This is a genomic window from Gordonia phthalatica, from assembly GCF_001305675.1.
Classification (GTDB): Bacteria; Actinomycetota; Actinomycetes; order Mycobacteriales; family Mycobacteriaceae; genus Gordonia; species Gordonia phthalatica.
In genome coordinates, this window is the sequence record NZ_CP011853.1 from 2386968 (window position 1) to 2404130 (window position 17163).

14 protein-coding genes are annotated in these 17163 nt (G+C 67.9%); 8 read left to right on the plus strand and 6 right to left on the minus strand.

From position 1 onward, the window contains the following. Positions 1 to 34 precede the first annotated feature (34 nt). From ACH46_RS11195 to ACH46_RS11225, 7 genes are all read left to right on the plus strand, one after another. Positions 35 to 973, plus strand: a complete 939-nt coding sequence (locus ACH46_RS11195) for a M56 family metallopeptidase (RefSeq protein ID WP_062392965.1) — start codon at positions 35 to 37, stop codon at positions 971 to 973. 44 nt (positions 974 to 1017) lie between these two features. After that, positions 1018 to 2454 (plus strand): GMP reductase, encoded by a 1437-nt coding sequence (gene guaB1, locus ACH46_RS11200; protein WP_062392966.1) that lies wholly within the window; start codon positions 1018 to 1020, stop codon positions 2452 to 2454. Between the two features lie 9 nt (positions 2455 to 2463). Next, positions 2464 to 3852 (plus strand): hemolysin family protein, encoded by a 1389-nt coding sequence (locus ACH46_RS11205; RefSeq protein ID WP_062392967.1) that lies wholly within the window; start codon positions 2464 to 2466, stop codon positions 3850 to 3852. Next, the gene (locus ACH46_RS11210; RefSeq protein WP_062392968.1) at positions 3845 to 4921 is read left to right on the plus strand and encodes a hemolysin family protein; all 1077 of its coding nucleotides are present in this window, start codon (positions 3845 to 3847) and stop codon (positions 4919 to 4921) included. The genes ACH46_RS11205 and ACH46_RS11210 overlap by 8 nt, the downstream gene beginning before the upstream one ends. Then, positions 4921 to 5805, plus strand: coding sequence for a hypothetical protein (locus ACH46_RS11215; protein ID WP_062392969.1), 885 nt, complete (start codon positions 4921 to 4923; stop codon positions 5803 to 5805). Before ACH46_RS11210 ends, ACH46_RS11215 begins: the two co-directional genes overlap by 1 nt. 112 nt (positions 5806 to 5917) lie before the next feature. After that, positions 5918 to 8086 (plus strand): malate synthase G, encoded by a 2169-nt coding sequence (locus ACH46_RS11220; RefSeq protein WP_062392970.1) that lies wholly within the window; start codon positions 5918 to 5920, stop codon positions 8084 to 8086. Between the two features lie 105 nt (positions 8087 to 8191). Beyond that, positions 8192 to 9367, plus strand: coding sequence for a type 2 periplasmic-binding domain-containing protein (locus tag ACH46_RS11225; RefSeq protein ID WP_062395277.1), 1176 nt, complete (start codon positions 8192 to 8194; stop codon positions 9365 to 9367). 7 nt (positions 9368 to 9374) lie between these two features. On the opposite strand, the gene ACH46_RS11230 is transcribed toward ACH46_RS11225, so the two are convergent. The 4 genes from ACH46_RS11230 to ACH46_RS11245 form a co-directional block, all read right to left on the minus strand. Further along, positions 9375 to 10565 carry a DUF7373 family lipoprotein gene (locus ACH46_RS11230; protein ID WP_157851044.1) on the minus strand — a complete coding sequence of 397 codons (1191 nt, stop codon included), beginning with the start codon at positions 10563 to 10565 and terminating at the stop codon, positions 9375 to 9377. Between the two features lie 59 nt (positions 10566 to 10624). Further along, positions 10625 to 11791, minus strand: a complete 1167-nt coding sequence (locus ACH46_RS11235) for a DUF7373 family lipoprotein (protein WP_157851045.1) — start codon at positions 11789 to 11791, stop codon at positions 10625 to 10627. A gap of 61 nt (positions 11792 to 11852) precedes the next feature. Further along, positions 11853 to 12608 carry a lytic transglycosylase domain-containing protein gene (locus ACH46_RS11240; RefSeq protein WP_062392973.1) on the minus strand — a complete coding sequence of 252 codons (756 nt, stop codon included), beginning with the start codon at positions 12606 to 12608 and terminating at the stop codon, positions 11853 to 11855. Between the two features lie 299 nt (positions 12609 to 12907). Further along, positions 12908 to 13807 carry a LysR family transcriptional regulator gene (locus tag ACH46_RS11245; RefSeq protein ID WP_062392974.1) on the minus strand — a complete coding sequence of 300 codons (900 nt, stop codon included), beginning with the start codon at positions 13805 to 13807 and terminating at the stop codon, positions 12908 to 12910. Positions 13808 to 13907: 100 nt separating this feature from the next. On the opposite strand from ACH46_RS11245, the gene ACH46_RS11250 reads away from it, so the two are divergent. Then, entirely contained in the window at positions 13908 to 15428 is a 1521-nt protein-coding gene (locus tag ACH46_RS11250; RefSeq protein ID WP_120298846.1) for a malate:quinone oxidoreductase, read from the plus strand. Here the strand turns inward: ACH46_RS11250 and ACH46_RS11255 are convergent. Both ACH46_RS11255 and ACH46_RS11260 read right to left on the minus strand, forming a co-directional pair. After that, positions 15368 to 15949, minus strand: a complete 582-nt coding sequence (locus tag ACH46_RS11255; protein ID WP_062392975.1) for a nuclear transport factor 2 family protein — start codon at positions 15947 to 15949, stop codon at positions 15368 to 15370. The two genes, ACH46_RS11250 and ACH46_RS11255, sit on opposite strands and share 61 nt — an antisense overlap. Further along, the gene (locus tag ACH46_RS11260; RefSeq protein ID WP_062395280.1) at positions 15946 to 17160 is read right to left on the minus strand and encodes a flavin reductase family protein; all 1215 of its coding nucleotides are present in this window, start codon (positions 17158 to 17160) and stop codon (positions 15946 to 15948) included. Before ACH46_RS11260 ends, ACH46_RS11255 begins: the two co-directional genes overlap by 4 nt. Between the last annotated feature and the right edge of the window lie 3 nt (positions 17161 to 17163).

Sequence of the window (17163 nt, forward strand, 5' to 3'; positions counted from 1 at the left end):
CCGCGACTGACGTCCTGAACACAGAGGAAGGCCGATGACCGCACTGCTGTTCGGCATCCTCACCGTGGCATTGGTCGGGCCGATTCCCGAAGTCCTCTCCCGCGCCTCCTGGCCCCTGCACGCGCCGCGTGCCGCGATGGCACTGTGGCAGTCCATCGCGCTCGCCGCAGTCCTGTCGGCGTTCAGCACGGGTCTCGCGATCGCCGCAAATCTCCTCGCGCCGGGCGCCGACGGAACTCCCACCAACAATCCCGTCGAGGAGATCCACCGGCTCGGCTGGTTCCTCTGGGGTGTGTACGTCATCGTCTTCGTCGTCACCCTGGTGATCGGCGCCCGCCTCATGTACACGGTGCTGCGCGTCGGCATCCGCACCCGAGCCCGCCGCAACGCGCACCGCAACCTCATCGATCTCGTCGACAACGTGGGTCGCAGCCGCGAAGCCGGCCGCGACATCCGCATCCTCGACGTCCCCGATCCGCTCGCCTACTGCCTTCCGGGCCTGCGCAGCCGCGTGGTCCTCAGCGAGGGCGTCCTGAATCGGCTCGACGACCGCGAGCTCGCCGCCGTCATCGAGCACGAGCGCGCCCACCTGCGCGCCCGCCACGACCTGGTGCTCGAAGCGTTCATCGCCCTGCACGAGGCGTTCCCGCGGTTCGTCCGCTCCAAGTCCGCACTCGGTGCCGTCGAACTGCTCGCCGAAGCGCTCGCCGATGACCAGGCCGCGCGTGCCACCAGCCCCACCACGGTCGGACGCGCGCTCGTCGCCTGCGCCGACGCCACCGCGCCGCGCGGCGCCATGGCCGTCGGCGGACCCACCACCCTGGTCCGTGTCCGGCGCCTCGGCTACCTCGCGCCCACCTGGCAGGTCTCCGCCACCGCGTACACGCTCGCCGCGGCCATCCTCATCGTCCCGACCCTCGCCGTCGCGATCCCCTGGCTGACCGAGCTCACGCGCCTGATCTCGCATCACTGACCTCGCACCACACTGCACACGCTCCGACGAGAAAGGGCCCCACTGTGCGATTCCTCGACGGCCACGCACCGAATCACGACCTCACCTACGACGATGTCTTCATCGTTCCGAATCGGTCCGCCGTCACCTCCCGCTTCGACGTCGACATGTCGACCTCTGACGGCACCGGGACCACCATTCCCCTCGTGGTCGCCAACATGACCGCGATCGCCGGGAAGCGGATGGCGGAGACCGTCGCCCGTCGCGGCGGTCTGGTGGTCCTGCCGCAGGACGTGCCGATCGACGCGGCCCGCCAGACCATCGCCTACGTCAAGTCCCGCCATCTGATCGCGGAGACGCCCGTGACGCTCGCCGCAGGCGACGTGATGGCACACGCCCAGGCGCTGATCCCCAAGCGGTCGCACGGCTACGCGGTGGTTCTGAATGAGAACCGTCCCATCGGGCTGATCCCCCGAGCACTCCCGGGCCACGAGATCGATCTCTTCACCGACCTCGAGTCGGCCGCCGCGCCGATTCCGGTGAGCCTGCCTGCCGACACCGATCCGCACGCCGTGTTCGAGGCCCTGGTCGACGCCAACGCCGACCTCGCGGTGCTCACCGATGAAACGGGTGGCCTCGCCGGTGTCCTCACCCGGCTCGGCGCTCTGCGCGCGGGCATCTACCAGCCGAACGTGGACGCGCAGGGACGTCTGCGGATCGCCGCCGCCGTCGGCATCAACGGCGACGTCGTCGCCCGTGCCCGCGCGCTCGTCGACGCCGGCGCCGATCTCCTCGTCGTCGACACCGCCCACGGTCATCAGGAGAAGATGATCACCGCCCTGGGTGCGATCGCCGCCGCGGACCTCGGCGTTCCCCTCGCCGCAGGCAACGTGGTCTCCGCACAGGGTGCGCTCGACCTGATCAACGCCGGTGCGAACATCATCAAGGTCGGCGTCGGCCCCGGCGCCATGTGCACCACCCGGATGATGACCGGCGTGGGTCGCCCCCAGTTCTCCGCCGTCGCCGAGTGCGCGGCGCTCGCCCGCGAGCACGGGGCCTCGGTGTGGGCCGACGGCGGCATCCGCCATCCGCGCGACGTGGCCCTCGCGATCGCCGCGGGCGCGTCCAACGCCATGGTCGGTTCGTGGTTCGCCGGCACATACGAGTCGCCCGGCGACCTGCACACCGATGCCCAGGGCGAGTACAAGGTCAGTTTCGGCATGGCCTCCAAGCGCGCCGTCGCCGCTCGCTCGTCCGGCGACTCCGCCTACGACCGAGCGCGGAAGGCCCTGTTCGAGGAGGGCATCTCGTCGTCGCGGATCCGCATCGATCCCGAGCGGCCGGGCGTCGAGGATCTGATCGACCACATCTGTTCGGGGGTGCGCAGCACCGCCACCTACGCCGGTGCCGCCACCCTGGAGGAGTTGCACGACAAGGTGGTCCTGGGCGTGCAGTCGGCCGCGGGCTTCGCGGAAGGTCGCCCGCTTCCGGGCGGTTGGTGACCGGCCGCGGTGGACATCCTCATCATCGTCCTCAGTCTGATCGGCTTCGTCGCGCTGACGCTCGGCACCGCCCTGTTCGTCGCCGGTGAGTTCTCACTGACCGCACTGGAACGTTCGACGATCGCCGGCGATGTCGCCCGTCGCGGTGACCGACGTGCACGCGCGGTGGAGAAGGCACATCGCACGCTGTCGTTCCAGCTCTCCGGCGCGCAGCTCGGCATCACGATCACCACGCTCGTCACCGGATACATCGCCGAACCGGTCCTGGCCCGGATCTTCGATCCGCTGCTCACCGCGATGAAGGTCCCGGAGGGCGCCGTCTCCGGCATCTCGCTGGCCCTGGCGCTGATCATCGCGACCTCGCTGTCGATGGTGCTCGGCGAACTGATGCCGAAGAACCTCGCCATCGCGAAGCCGTTGGGCGTCGCCCGCGCCACCGCGACACCGCTGGCGATGTTCTCCACCTTCTTCAAGTACGCGATCAACGGACTGAACGGCACCGCCAACGCCCTGGTCCGCAGGCTCGGCATCGAACCCACCGAGGAACTCGGCTCGGCGCGCTCGGCGGCCGAACTCGCGGCGCTGGTCCGGAACTCGGCGCTGCGCGGCTCGCTCGACGCCGACACCGCCACCCTCGTCGACCGGTCCCTCCGCTTCGGCGAGCTCACCGCCGAAGACCTGATGACCCCCCGGGTCCGCATCGAGTCGCTCGAACCCGGTGACTCGGTCCGCGACCTGATCGCCGCGGCGTCGCGCACCGGTCACTCGCGGTTCCTCATCGCCGAAGCCGGCGACCTCGACAACCTGGTCGGCGTCGTCCACATCAAACAGGCCTTCACCCTGCCACCGCAGAGTCTGGCCACCACCTCGCTGCGTTCCCTCGCGCGACCGGTGACCCGCGTCCCCGACAGCCTCGACAGCGACTCACTGATGGACCGCATCTCGTCGAACGGACTCGAGGTGTGCGTGGTGATCGACGAGTACGGCGGCACCGCGGGCCTGGTGACGTCGGAGGACATCGTCGAGGAGATCCTCGGCAACGTGACCGACGAGCACGATGTGGAGGAATCCGATGTGACGCCCGTCGGAAACGGCTTCCGCTGTTCCGGCCTGCTCCGCCTGGACGAGGTGCAGACCGCCATCGGCTACCGCGCGCCCGAGGGATCGTACGAGACGCTGGGCGGTCTGATCATGTTCTGCCTCGGCCGCATTCCGGAGACCGGAGACATCATCGACCTGCCGCTGCACGAAACCGCGAACGAGAATCCGCTCGACGGCCCCGAGCCGCGCTGGCGAGCGACCGTCGTCCAGATGGACCAGCGGCGCGTCGACAAGGTGTGGATGACCATCATCGACGGCACGGCCGTCGCCCACGGAGACGAGGCCACCCATGAATGACTGGTGGGGTCTGGTCCTCGCGGTGATCCTCCTCGCCGCCAACGCATTCTTCGTGGCCGCCGAGTTCTCCCTGATCGCGGCGCGTCGCGACCGACTCACCGCCCTCGAGGAGAGCGGTAAGAAGCGCGCGCGGACCGTCATCAACGCCTCCGAGCACCTGTCGCTGATGCTCGCAGGCTCGCAGCTGGGCATCACGATCTGCTCGATCCTTCTGGGCCGCGTCGCCGAACCGGCGATCGCGCACCTGATCTCTGCGCCCCTGGACTGGGCGCACGTCCCCGACGAACTGCTCCATCCCATCGCGTTCGCCATCGGCCTGGCGATCGTGGTGATCCTGCACATCCTGCTCGGCGAGATGGTGCCGAAGAACATCGCGCTGGCCGGACCGGAGACGGTGGCGATGCTGGTGGTTCCGGTGCACCTGCAGTTCATGCGCCTGGCGAAGCCGCTGATCTGGTTCTACAACATGCTCGCCAATGTCCTGCTCCGCGTCTTCGGCGTGGAGCCGAAGGACGAGCTGACCTCCACGGTCAACGAGAGCGAGCTCGCCGACATGATCTCCGAGTCCCGGGAGACCGGGCTCCTCGACGCCGACGAGCACGAGCGCCTCACCCGCGCGTTGGAGACCGTGGAACGGACGGCGGCCGAGCTGATGATCCCGCTCGACGGCATCCGCAGCGTCCGGGTCCAGCTCGACGCCGCCACCGGCGGCCTCGGTCCGCGCCTGGGTTCGGTGGAGCGCGCGGTCCGTGAGACCGGGTACTCGCGGTTCCCGGTACGCGGGCTCGACGGCTCGTTCATCGGCTATCTGCACATCAAGGACGTCCTCGACGACATCCTCGACGAGGCGATCGGCCCGGACACGATCATCGGCATCGACCAGATCCGCCCGTTGCCGAAGATCCCCCGGAGCACACCGCTCGACGAGGCCGCGGTGGTGCTGCGCCGCACGAGCGCCCACCTCGGCGCCGTGGTCGACGAGGGCGGGACGATCCTCGGTGTCCTGGCCCTGGCCGATCTCGCCGAGGCCTTCATCGGCGACGTCCGCGACTCCACGCATCGGATCTGATGGTCGACGAGCTCGTCCTCGCTCGACCGGACTGGCAGTCCCGCGCCCGAGCCCATCGCGATCGCATCGAGGCACTGATCGCGCCGTACCTGGACGCGCACCGGCGCGGCGACAAGCACCCGGTGATCGACTTCCTGTTCACCTATTACTCCGCCCGCCCCGGTCAGGTGATGCGCTGGCATCCGGGGTACGGCGTCGCACTGGCGCAGGCCCACCGCTACCGGGAGCTCCGGGGCTACGTGTGCGACGACCGCGACACGGCACGGGTGAGCCGCGAACACCTGATCTCGCGCCTGCATCTGGTCCGCTGGATCCTCGACATGGAGCGCGCCACCGCCGGGCGTGCACCGCGGTTGAGCTGCTTCGGCCTGCACGAGTGGGCGATGGTCTACCGGACCGGTGAGAAGCGCCACGAGGTCCCGCTGCGTCTCGGGTCGGCGGGAACCGACGCCGTCGTCGAAGCGCATCCCCTCCGGTGCACCCACTTCGACGCCTTCCGGTTCTTCACCGAGGACGCGGTGCCGCTCAACGCGACTCCCCTCTCGCGGGCCGACGCACTCGCCAACGAGCAACCGGGGTGCCTGCACGCGAACATGGACCTGTACCGGTACTGCCTCAAGTTGACGCCGCTGATCCCCGGCGACCTCCTCGCCGAGTGCTTCGAACTGGCCTTCACCGCCCGCGCCCTCGACATGCGAGCCAGCCCGTACGATCTGTCGTCCTACGGCTACCGACCGGTGCCGATCGAGACGCCCGACGGCCGCGCACAGTATGTGCGCGAACAGACCGCGATCGCGCGACGCGGTCAAGAGCTCCGTGAGGTCCTGGTCACAACCTGCGAAGATCTGCTCGCGGCAGCCGGCGAGACCCCGGACCTCCGATAAATACTCGCCAGTAACCCCAGGTACCATGGATGATCGTGGGAGACGCCGCGCGGAATTCTCGTCCCGCGCGTCGATGTTCCCCGATGAACGCACTCGCAAAGGAAAGGTTGCCATGACCGATCGCGTCAACGTCAACGGACTGCAGGTCGCCGAAGTTCTCTACAACTTCGTCAACAACGAAGCCCTTCCCGGCACCGGCGTAGACGCCGACAAGTTCTGGGCGGGCGCAGCCGCCGTGTTCAACGACCTCGCGCCGCGCAACCGCGAACTCCTCGACGTCCGTCAGGAGCTCCAGGACAAGATCGATGCCTGGCTCCGCGACCACAAGGACTACGAGTTCTCCGAATACAAGGCCTTCCTGACCGAGATCGGCTACCTGGTGCCGGTCCCCGAGGACTTCGAGATCACCACTGACGGCGTCGACGCCGAGATCGCCGACATCCCCGGCCCGCAGCTGGTGGTCCCGGTTCTCAACGCCCGCTTCGCCCTCAATGCGTCCAACGCCCGCTGGGGCTCGCTGTACGACGCCCTGTACGGCACCGACGCCATCCCCGAGACCGACGGCGCCGAGAAGGGTTCGTCGTACAACAAGGTCCGCGGCGACAAGGTGATCGCTTTCGCCAAGGCCTTCCTCGACAAGGCGGTGCCGCTGGAGCAGTGCAGCCACGCCGATGTGACCTCGTACACGGTGGCCGACGGCGCCGTCGTCGCCGCGTTCGGCGACGGACAGACCACCACCTTCGCCGATCCGACCGCGTTCGCCGGCTACACCGGTGAGGCCTCGGCCCCGACCGGGATCCTGCTCCGCCACAACGGCCTGCACCTGGACATCCAGATCGACCCGACCTCGCCGATCGGCTCCACCGACGCCGCCGGCGTCAAGGACGTCGTCGTCGAGTCGGCAGTCACGACGATCATGGACTTCGAGGACTCGGTCGCCGCTGTCGACGCCGACGACAAGGTCCTCGGCTACCACAACTGGCTGGGCCTGAACCGCGGCGACCTCGCCGAAGAGGTCAGCAAGGGCGGCAAGACCTTCACCCGCACGCTGAACCCGAACCGCGTCTACACCGCTCCCGACGGCTCCGGCCAGGTGGAACTGCACGGCCGCAGCCTGCTGTTCGTCCGCAACGTCGGTCACCTGATGACCAACCCGGCCATCCTCGACGCCGACGGCAACGAGCTGCCCGAGGGCATCATGGATGCCCTGATCACCTCCGCGATCGGCATCCACGGCATGAGTGCCGAGGGCCTGCAGAACTCGCGCACCGGTTCCATCTACATCGTGAAGCCGAAGATGCACGGACCCGACGAGGTCGCGTTCACCAGCGAACTCTTCGGTCGCGTGGAGCAGGTCCTCGGACTGCCGGAAAACACCATCAAGGTCGGCATCATGGACGAGGAGCGTCGCACCTCGGTGAACCTGAAGGCCGCGATCAAGGCCGCGTCCGCTCGCGTCGTCTTCATCAACACCGGCTTCCTGGACCGCACCGGCGACGAGATCCACACCTCGATGGAGGCCGGTCCTTTCGTCCGCAAGGCCGAGATCAAGGGCCAGAGCTGGTACCCGGCGTACGAGGACTCGAACGTCGACACCGGTCTGCACGCGGGTCTGCAGCACAAGGCGCAGATCGGCAAGGGCATGTGGGCCATGCCGGACCTGATGGCCGACATGCTGAAGCAGAAGATCGGTCACCCGCAGGCCGGCGCCAACACCGCGTGGGTGCCGTCGCCGACCGCCGCGACCCTGCACGCGCTGCACTACCACGAGGTCGACGTCTTCGAGCGCCAGGACGAGATCGCCAAGCGCGACCCCGCCAACGTCGACGACATCCTCGTGATCCCGCTCGCGAAGGATCCGAACTGGACCGATGAGGAGAAGCAGCAGGAGCTCGACAACAACTGCCAGTCGATCCTCGGCTACGTGGTCCGGTGGATCGACCAGGGCGTCGGCTGCTCCAAGGTGCCGGACATCCACGACATCGCACTGATGGAGGATCGCGCCACGCTGCGCATCTCGAGCCAGCATCTGGCGAACTGGATCCGCCACGGCGTGGTGACCGAGGCCGACGTCGTCGCCGCTCTGGAGCGCATGGCACCCGTCGTCGACCGCCAGAACGCGGGCGACGCGAGCTACCGCCCGTTGGCGCCGAACTTCGACACCAACATCGCCTTCCAGGCTGCGAAGGACCTGATCCTCAAGGGTGCGGTCCAGCCGAGCGGTTACACCGAACCGCTGCTGCACGCCGCGCGCCGCCAGTACAAGGCCGCCAACGCCTGATATACACGAGTAGGTGTGATCACCGAGCCCGGACCGGATCTCGGTCCGGGCTCGCTGGCTCATCGGGGACGGGTCATGACACGAATCGCCGGAGGAGGACGATCGGTGGCAAAGCACAACAGCGATGGGCGCAGCAGGAACTTCGTCAGTCGCCCGCTGATCGCGGTGGCACTCACTCTGATCCTGATCGCGGGCCTGGTCACCGCGTGGCGTCAGCTGGGTGATCGGATCGACGAGGAGCCGGTCGCCGCCAACCCGTGTCTCGAGGGCCCGGCCACCGTCTCCGTTCTCGCCGACCCCGCCATCGCCCCCGGGCTGCAGCAGATCGCCGAGAACTACAACAAGACCAAGCCTGCCGTGCGTGACCACTGCATCACCGTCGAGGTGCGGCCGGCGGACGCGCGCGCCACCCTGGAAGGCCTGTCGGCCAAGACGTGGGACCAGAAGACCTACGGTGCATTCCCGGCCGCGTGGGTGCCGCAGTCGTCGGTGTGGGCGGCATCCCTCCAGGTCGCCAAATCAGATGCGCTGCAGGGCAACCCCGAGTCACTCGTGTCGTCACCGGTGCGGCTGGCGATGGAGCCCGAACTCGCGAAGGCCATCGACGGGCGTCTGGCCTGGGCGGACCTCCCCGCTCAGACCCGTGCCGCGTCGCTCGGTGATTTCGGGCTCCGTTCGTGGGGCTCGATGCGCATCGCGATGCCGGACGGACCCCAATCCGACGCGACCGCGCTCATGACGCAGGCCGTGGCCGCCGCGACGGTGTCGGCGAAGGCTCCGCTCACCGACAAGCAGGTTCGGTCCGGCGGCGTGCAGGGCGCCATCGACGAACTGTTGTCGGCACCGCCGAGGGTGGGCGACGGCTCCATCGATGCCGCCGTCCGATCCATCGCCGAGACCACCGATCCGTCCGACGCACCGGTCCGCGCCGTCGCCGTCACCGAGCAGCAGCTGTACGCGATCACCAAGAACGACAAGAAGGCGCGTGTCGCTGCGGTGACACCGAAGGGCCCGACGCCCGTCGCCGACTACCCGGTCGTTCGGCTCGCCGGACAGGCGGTGCCGCCGCACGTGAGCGACGCCGTCGCCGAGTTCTTCACCTTCGCACGCAAACCCGTTCAGATGGAGATCCTCACCAAGTCGGGCTTCCACGGCAGCGGCCCACTCCCCGAGTCCACCGCCACCGTGACCTTCGGCGAGGTGTCCGATCAGCTCCCGCTGCCGGAACCCGCCGCCTCGGTAGCGATCAGCCGACGCGTGTACCCGGCGGCCGCGCTGTAGAACGCGGTCAGCCCCGCTCCTTCAGGATCAGGTACTGGGCGGAGATCTTCTGCTGGGCGTCGAGCAGGGACTTCCTCGACGACGCGGTCGCGTAGTACCGGCCGACGACGACGGTGCAGCCGTAGGACTTGTCCGTGGCGGAATCGACGTCCTCGACGCAGGTCGCCGTCGGCAGGTCCCGCGGCGACGCAGCTTTGCGACTTCCGGCGTCGACCTCGCGTCGCCAGGTCTCGAAACCGGTCCGCAGCTCCGACGCCTTAGCAGGCGACGAGGCTCGGAAGACGACGGTCTCGCGTTGCCCGATCAGGTCGACGCCGGCCTGGGACAGAAGTCGACTCCCCCGCTTCTTGTCGTGGTAGATGTGCGCGTACGACGCAGGTCCGACCGCAGTGCCGTCGAAGAACATGCGGTCACCGTCGCCGAGGAACGGCACAGTCAGCGTCACGAACGACGCATTACGCATAGCCGACTTCTCCGAGACGTCCGCGGACCCCGCGAGGCGCTCGATCATCAGATCGACGGATCGCTTGAGCGTCGAGGCGGTGTCCGCCGCGGACCGGCCGTACGAGTGCACCATCAGGACATCACGACCATGCGGTACCAGCACCCTCGTCGACATGCCGGTGTCGCGTCCGCTCGCCTCGCTGGAAACCGTCATCGATCCGGCGGGGAAGCCTACGCCCGCGTCGTCGACCAGGACGTCGACCTTCTCCAGGTCGAAGCGATCGCGTGTCGCGATCAGCTCAGCTCGGTTCGCCTCCGCGGTGGGGCGGACCGCGGCGCGCGCGGCCCCGGCATCGGTGTAGCGGAACACTCCGAAGCCGAGGCTCCGGGTGTTCGGGGACCCCTCGACCGTCGGATCGGAGTTGTTGCCACCCGCCGCGAAACCGAACTGGAACTCGGCGTTCTCAGGCACTTTCTCGGCACCGTCGATGTGCGCACCGAGGTTCTTGAGGGTCGCCGCCGGCGCGGTGCCATTGGTGGTGCGGATCATCGTGTCGTCGATCTCGGAGGGAAACGGCACGTACGCGGCCAGCTCCGCACCGGCCATCCACCGCGGTGAGCTGACCCCCGCGTCCGTCTTCACCGTCTTGTACTGGCCCGCGTCGACGTCCACCGGCACACGGTGCGCCGTCCCGCTGACCTCGCAACCTGCGAGCGCCACGGTGCCCGCGAGCGCTGCCAGCACTGTCCCCATCCGTTTCCTCACGCATCGAGCCTAAGGGATGAGGATCCAACCGTTCGGGGCCGATGACCCTAGCCCCGCTCCTTCAGGATCAGGTACTGGGCGGAGATCTTCTGCTGGGCGTCGAGCAGCTTCTTCGCCGACCCGGTCGCGTAGTACCGGCCGACGACGACCGTGCACTGGAACGGCTGAAAGAGGTCATCGGTCTTGGCGCAGTCCGCGATCGGCAGGTCGCGCGGTGTGCCGACCCGCTTCCAGGAGTCGCCCTCGAAGTCGACGAACGCCTTCTGCAGGCCTTCGGCCTTCACTTTCGAGGCGGCTCGGAACACCGCGGTCTCGCGCTGACCGACGACGTCGACGCCGGCTGCGGTGAGAATCTTCAAGACGCGCGGCGAATAGTTGTAGGAGTGCGCGTACGCCTTGCGCAGCGCTGCGGTTCCCTCGAACTTCATCAGCGGATCGACACCCGAGCGGAACGGCACCGTCAGCTCGACGACGTCGACGTTGCGCATGGAGCTCGCGACATCGACGCCGCCCGCGCCCTCGATGCGATCGGTCATCAGACCGACGGCCCGTTTGAGGGTGTCGAGCGCCTCGGTCTCCGACGTGTAGGAGTTGTAGTAGTCCATCAGGAGGACATCGCGTCCGTGTGGAACCAGGAGCATCATTGAAATGGTTCCGATGGAGTCCCGACCTTGAATGAGCTTCGCGCCGGCGGGGAAGCCGGCCGGCTCACTGAGTCGGCGGCGCCCGTCGTTGTCGAACTTCTTGTCCTGCGCGATCCGCGCTGCGAGGTTGGCCTCTGCCGTCGCTGCCGCTGCCGCGCGAGCAGTGCCCTCGTCCGGGTAGCGCAGGACCCCGAGCATCAGACTTCGAGAGAGCTTGACCGCTTCGTCGAGGCTCTCGGTGAGGAAACCGAACTGGAACTTCTTGTTCTCCGGGACGTCCTCGACCCCGTCCACGAACTCCGCGAGCTGGTCGAGTGTGCCGAGCGGTGACGTCCCCAGCCGAGCGTGGTCGAGGCGTTCGTCGATCTCCGCCGGATACGGCACGTACGCACCGAGTTCGGCACCCGCCATCCATGCCGGTGTGCCGATGCCCGCATCACTCTTGACGGTCTTGTACTGGCCGGCATCGATGTCGAGCGCCGTGCGCTGCGCCGTGCCCCGGACCTCGCATCCGACGAGTGCCACGGTGCTGAGTGCGACGACCAGCGCTGTCACTATCGATTTCTTCACGCACCGAGCCTAGGACATGGACTGCCCCGGGTCGGTCAGTCGACTCGTCGGGCGGCAGCGGTCAGTAGCTGCGCGCGAAGCCGAGAACGTTCGACACGTACTCCATCGAATTGTTGTAGCGCAGGACCGCGGTGGTCTGGTCGGCGACGGTGCGGAGGTTCAGGCCCTCGTCGCACAGGTACTTCGCGGTGGTGAGGGCCGCGTCGAACAGGTTCTGCGGATCGCTCTTGCCGTCGCCGTTGCCGTCACCGGCGTAGTGGTTCCAGGTGGACGGGAGGAACTGCATGGGACCGACCGCGCGGTCGTAGACGGGGTCGCCGTCGAGCTTGCCGCCGTCGGTGTCATTGATCACCTGATTGCCGGCGAGGGTGCCGTTCAGCGTCGGACCGTAGATCGGGGTACGCAGCTCACCGGTCTTGTCGGCGTCGCCGAAGTTCGCGTGATGCGACTCCACCTTGCCGATACCGGCGATGAGTCGCCAGTCGATCCCGCAGCGCGGCTCATCCTTGGCGATCTTCGCGGCAGCCGCCTGGTAGGCCTCGAAGTTGATCTTGGGGACGGCACCGGACTTCACCGAGGCGGGAACCGCCTGGAAGGTTGCGACGATCGGCTTGACCGCAGGCTTCGGTTTGGCCTTCTCATCCTGCGTCTTCGGCAACTCGTAGGCGACGTTGGAGACGTCCGCGGGGGTCGAGAGACGGGCGGGTGACGGTCCGGCGAGGTCGGTCGACGATGCTCCCACCAGCAGGCCCGCCGCGGGGACGAGACCCGCGGCGACGAGCGCTGCCGACTTCAGCCGTGTGCGATTGCGATGCATGCGAAAAGGAACCTCGGGATCGGGGAAAGGACGAGCCTCCACCCGAGACTCCGCTCCGCGACGTGGCGCAGGCGGGCGGCAGAACGCCGGTCAGACGTCGCATCCCTCGGTGGGCTGGTAACGAACGTACATCAATCCGTCTCCTGCTTGTTATCTTCCTGTTATCAAACCGGCCGCAGCAAACATCTGTTAGCTGCCAGCAAACACTGCGGTCGACGGCGTCGCAGGTCAGAGGACATTCGGCCGCGCCGGTGTGAGTCCCCGCACGAAATCACGAGGTCGCAGCCTTTTCAGCCGCATCACGCCGTCGAGAGGCCACCGAACTCATCGAGCAGGAAGGCGGCCAGGAGGTCGACCGCCGGCGTCGTCACGTCCGTCGGCCACGCCATGGCGGCCGATCGTCGCAGCTGCGGTGACGACACCGGAATCTCGACGATCCCGACATCGGTGGTTGCCGCCCGCGGCAGCAGCGCGACTCCGAGTCCGCGTTCGACGAGCTCGCGGATCGTGGTGAACTCGGTGATCTCGATCGCGACGTCGGGGTGGAATCCAGCCTCTCGACACCACGCCTCGGTCAGGTGCCTCAGGTTGTACGACGGCGGATTCGCGATGAACACTTCTCCGGCGAGATCCGCGAGGTCCACTGCGGCCCGGGACGCCAATCGGTGTCGCTCGGGCACGGCGAGCACGATCTCCTGCTCCCCCAGCTCCCGATGCCGCAGATGCTCGGCGGGCGGAATCGTGATCGCGAGGTCGAGAGCGCCCGCCTCCAGGTCCGCGACCAGTTCGGCCCCGTGCGCCTGCTTCAGTTCCAGATGAATGCGCGGGTGACGATGGTGGAAAGCCGCGAGGAGTTCCGGCACCGCCCCTGCCCCCATCGTGAGCGGGAAGCCGAATCGCACCGTCCCCGACTCCGGATCAGCGGCGGCCGTCGCACGTGTCACCGCGCGTTCGAGGGCGGCGAGTGGACCTGCGCAGTCAGCGATCAACGACTCCGCCTGCGACGTGAGCCGCACGGTGCGGCCGTCGCGGATGAGCAGCGGGACGCCGAGGGCCGATTCCAGCGCGTGCAGGCGCCGACTGATCGACGACTGCGCCACTCCGAGCGCCTCGGCGGTCGCGGTCATCGATCCGGACTGTGCACCGAGTTCCACCAGCGCGGTCAGCTGAGGTGCGAACTCGACCATCCACCTATCCATGATCGGATCATATCCTCCTGAAATCGCATTGGACGGATTGATCGACGACGGCCGATGATCGAGTCGTACCGATCACGACATGTTCGAAGGGATGACCATCATGCGTATTCGTCACGACAACCGGTCCGGCTCGACGCGCTCTCACGATCTGGGTTCGGTCGACGTCGCCCTGATCGGCGGCGGCATCATGTCGGCGACCCTGGCGTCGATGCTCGGCGAGCTGGCACCCGACTGGCGCGTCGTCGTCCTGGAGCAGGCCGACCGGCTCGCCACCGAGAGCAGCGACCCGTGGAACAACGCGGGCACCGGCCACTCCGGATTCTGCGAGCTCAACTACATGCCGGACCCCGACGACGCCGCCAAACCCGTTGAGATGGCACGCCAGTTCCTCCTCACTCGTCAGTGGTGGTCACACCTCGCCGACCGTGGCGCGATCAAGCCCGACTCGTTCGTCCACGGCACTCCGCACCTGTCCGTCGTCTTCGGCGACGACGATCGCTCCTACCTGCAGCGACGCCACCGCACCATGCGACGGTCACCGCTGTTCCGCGACCTGCAGTATTCGGAGGACCGCGACCAGATCGCCGCCTGGGCACCGCTGGTCATGGCGGGCCGCGCGGATGACGAGACCGTCACCGCCACCCGACACGCGGCGGGCACCGATGTCGACTTCGGGGCGCTGACCGCGTCGCTTCTCGCCGCGTCCGGCGCCCATGTCCTCACCGGACACGAGGTCACGCGCATCGCTCGCCGCGACGACGGCGTCGAGATCTCAGGCCGGTGCGATCGGCGTGATTTCCGTGTGCGCGCCCGGCACATCTTCGTCGGCGCGGGCGGTCAGGCGCTGCGGATGCTGCAACAGGCGAAGGCACGCGAGGTCCGCGGCTACGGTGTGCTGCCGGTCGGTGCGGCGTTCCTGCGGTGCAGTGATCCGGCCGTAGCCGCGCAGCACGACGGCAAGGTCTACGGGCAGGCGCCGATCGGTGCTCCCCCGATGTCGGTGCCGCACCTCGACCATCGGACCGTCGACGGACTCGACCACCTGATGTTCGGTCCGTACGCGACGTTCAGCACCAAACTCCTCAAGCACGGCAGGCTGACCGACTTCTTCGCGACGCTGCGGCCGTCGAATCTGTGGACCGTGATGTCCGCCGGTGCGACCAACCTGAGCCTGGTGCGGTTCCTGGTCTCCGAACTGCTGGCGAGCCCGCGACGCCGGTTCCGTCAGCTGCAGCGGTACTACCCCACCGCACACCGCGACGATTGGGAACTGATCCCCGCAGGCCAGCGCGCACAACTGGTGACTCCCGGCCCGCGCGGAATCGGCGTTCTGCAGCAGGGCACGGAACTGATCACCACGTCGGACGGTGACATGTCCGGGTTGCTCGGCGCCTCACCCGGCGCATCGACGGCGGTGCCGATCATGGTGGACCTGCTCGGCCGCTGCTTCCCCGATCAGTGGGCGGCCGGATGGGAGGCCGCGCTCAACAGCGCGATCCCCGGCCTGGCCGTGACCGAGTGGACCGACGAGGCGGTGGCGCAGGCGACCGCGTCGACGGCTCAGTCGTTGGGGTTGGCGGCCGCGTCCGTGGGCGTCATGAGCACGGAGGCGCTTGGATAGCTGGACGCGAACCCGTCCGGGAGGTCGGCGATGAAGACGTTCTCCGTGCGCGTGCGGGTGATCGCCCACCGGTCGCCGACCTTCCGGAAGGCGTTGTTGAGGCGGCTTGACCGGAGAATCGCCGAGCCGTCGGTGAACAGCCACGGCTGCATGTGAATCCACTGCCCCTCGGCGGTCCGACCGTCGACGTGGATCTGCTCCGACGTCAGATAGTGGGCGTTCAGCAGCAGACCCGGCTCTCGGTCGGCGCTCCAGAACCGTTCGAAGTGCTCGCGGACGGCCTGCTTGCCCTCGGCTCGGCCGAACTGTCCGTCGTAGTATTCGCCGACGCCCTCCCACACGGCATCCTCGGCGTACAGGTCCATGATTCGGTCGATCCGCGCCGTGTCGTCGGTGACGTCGAACTCCGGGCAAGGGGTGTCGCACAGGAACATGTACCGCGCCTGCAAGCGTCGGATGTCGGCCTCGGCCTCCAGCCTCTCGACCCGCTCGACGAGTGCATCGATCCGGGGGTCGGTCATCGCTGGTCACCCCGAGCAGCGCCCTCGAGCAGATCGACGACGACGCGCGCGCGGCGGAGCCAGTAGCCGATCTCCCGCCCCGAGGTGCGGCTCGGGAGTTGGGCGAGTCGCAGCGTCATCGTGTACTGCCCGTGCTGGTCCCGAACCGGCAGGACCACGGAGCCGATGTCGTAGGACTCGTCGTCGTCGAGGCTGTGGATCCCGTAGTCGACGGCGGTATCCCGGATCGACTGGCGGATCCGCCGCTCCTCGGCGGGGGTCAGGCGCCCCTTCTCGTACTGGCGCGTCGCATCGAGCATGCCCTGATACGCGGCCTGTCCCTCGACGTCGGGCAGGAACGACAGCGCGTACCCGTGCTCCCGGAGGAAGTCCAGTCGGGCTCGATGGAGGTTGCGCTCGGCGTCATCGGCGTCGCGCAGCTTCCCGAGCCACCCCTCCTGGACCTCCGCCGGCTGCGCGAACACATAGCTGTCACCGATCGGCGGGACGATCGGGATCCGTCGGGCCAGACCGCGCTCGCGGTCGATGCCCGGAGCGGTCACCGACAGTACTGTCGCCATCTCGTCGTCGCTGACAGTGGTGTAAACGGTGACCTCGCAGCCGATGTCGTCGGCGAGTTCCTCGACGTGGGGGCGGACACCGTGGGCGGTGTGAATGGCGGGCAGGATCTCGTGATCCATTCGCGCCATGAGCGAGGTGCAGACGAAGCTGCCGTAGCCGCCCTGGAAGAAGATGAGCGGCGACACCGGGTTGGTGACCGCCATGTCGACCACCTCGCACAGGGCGATCCAGTGGTCACCGGCTTCGACGATGTCGTGCATCCTCGTGTCGATCCAGGCCACCGAGTCGGCGAGCACCGGATCCCCGGACGGCGATTCGAACCAGTCGATCCCGTCGAGTTTGTTCTCCCATCGGCGGGCGACAGTCATCACCGTGGCCTCCTGTTCGCCGCACAGGATGTTGACGCACAGGGAGTCGCATTCGCGCATCCGCTCGAAGGTCTTCGATGTCTTCATCGGCATGAACGAGACGAGCGGCGGATCCATCGACACCGAACTGAAGGTGCCGACGACCATGGCGAGGACGTCCCCGTCATCGTCGCGCCCGGTCACCACCACGACGCCCGTCGGGTAGTGCCCCATCACGTCGCGGAACAGCAGCGGGTCGATCTGCGGCTCGGCCAGTCCCGTCTTGTCTTTCAGTGCAGTCATGTC

Coding starts and splice junctions, on each gene's coding strand:
- ACH46_RS11230 (WP_157851044.1), bottom strand. CDS start 10,565: ATGGGGACAGTGCTGGCAGCGCTCGCGGGCACCGTGGCGCTCGCAGGT.
- ACH46_RS11250 (WP_120298846.1), top strand. CDS start 13,908: ATGCGTATTCGTCACGACAACCGGTCCGGCTCGACGCGCTCTCACGAT.
- ACH46_RS11210 (WP_062392968.1), top strand. CDS start 3,845: ATGAATGACTGGTGGGGTCTGGTCCTCGCGGTGATCCTCCTCGCCGCC.
- ACH46_RS11240 (WP_062392973.1), bottom strand. CDS start 12,608: ATGCATCGCAATCGCACACGGCTGAAGTCGGCAGCGCTCGTCGCCGCG.
- ACH46_RS11220 (WP_062392970.1), top strand. CDS start 5,918: ATGACCGATCGCGTCAACGTCAACGGACTGCAGGTCGCCGAAGTTCTC.
- ACH46_RS11195 (WP_062392965.1), top strand. CDS start 35: ATGACCGCACTGCTGTTCGGCATCCTCACCGTGGCATTGGTCGGGCCG.
- ACH46_RS11245 (WP_062392974.1), bottom strand. CDS start 13,807: ATGGATAGGTGGATGGTCGAGTTCGCACCTCAGCTGACCGCGCTGGTG.
- ACH46_RS11215 (WP_062392969.1), top strand. CDS start 4,921: ATGGTCGACGAGCTCGTCCTCGCTCGACCGGACTGGCAGTCCCGCGCC.
- ACH46_RS11260 (WP_062395280.1), bottom strand. CDS start 17,160: ATGACTGCACTGAAAGACAAGACGGGACTGGCCGAGCCGCAGATCGAC.
- ACH46_RS11255 (WP_062392975.1), bottom strand. CDS start 15,949: ATGACCGACCCCCGGATCGATGCACTCGTCGAGCGGGTCGAGAGGCTG.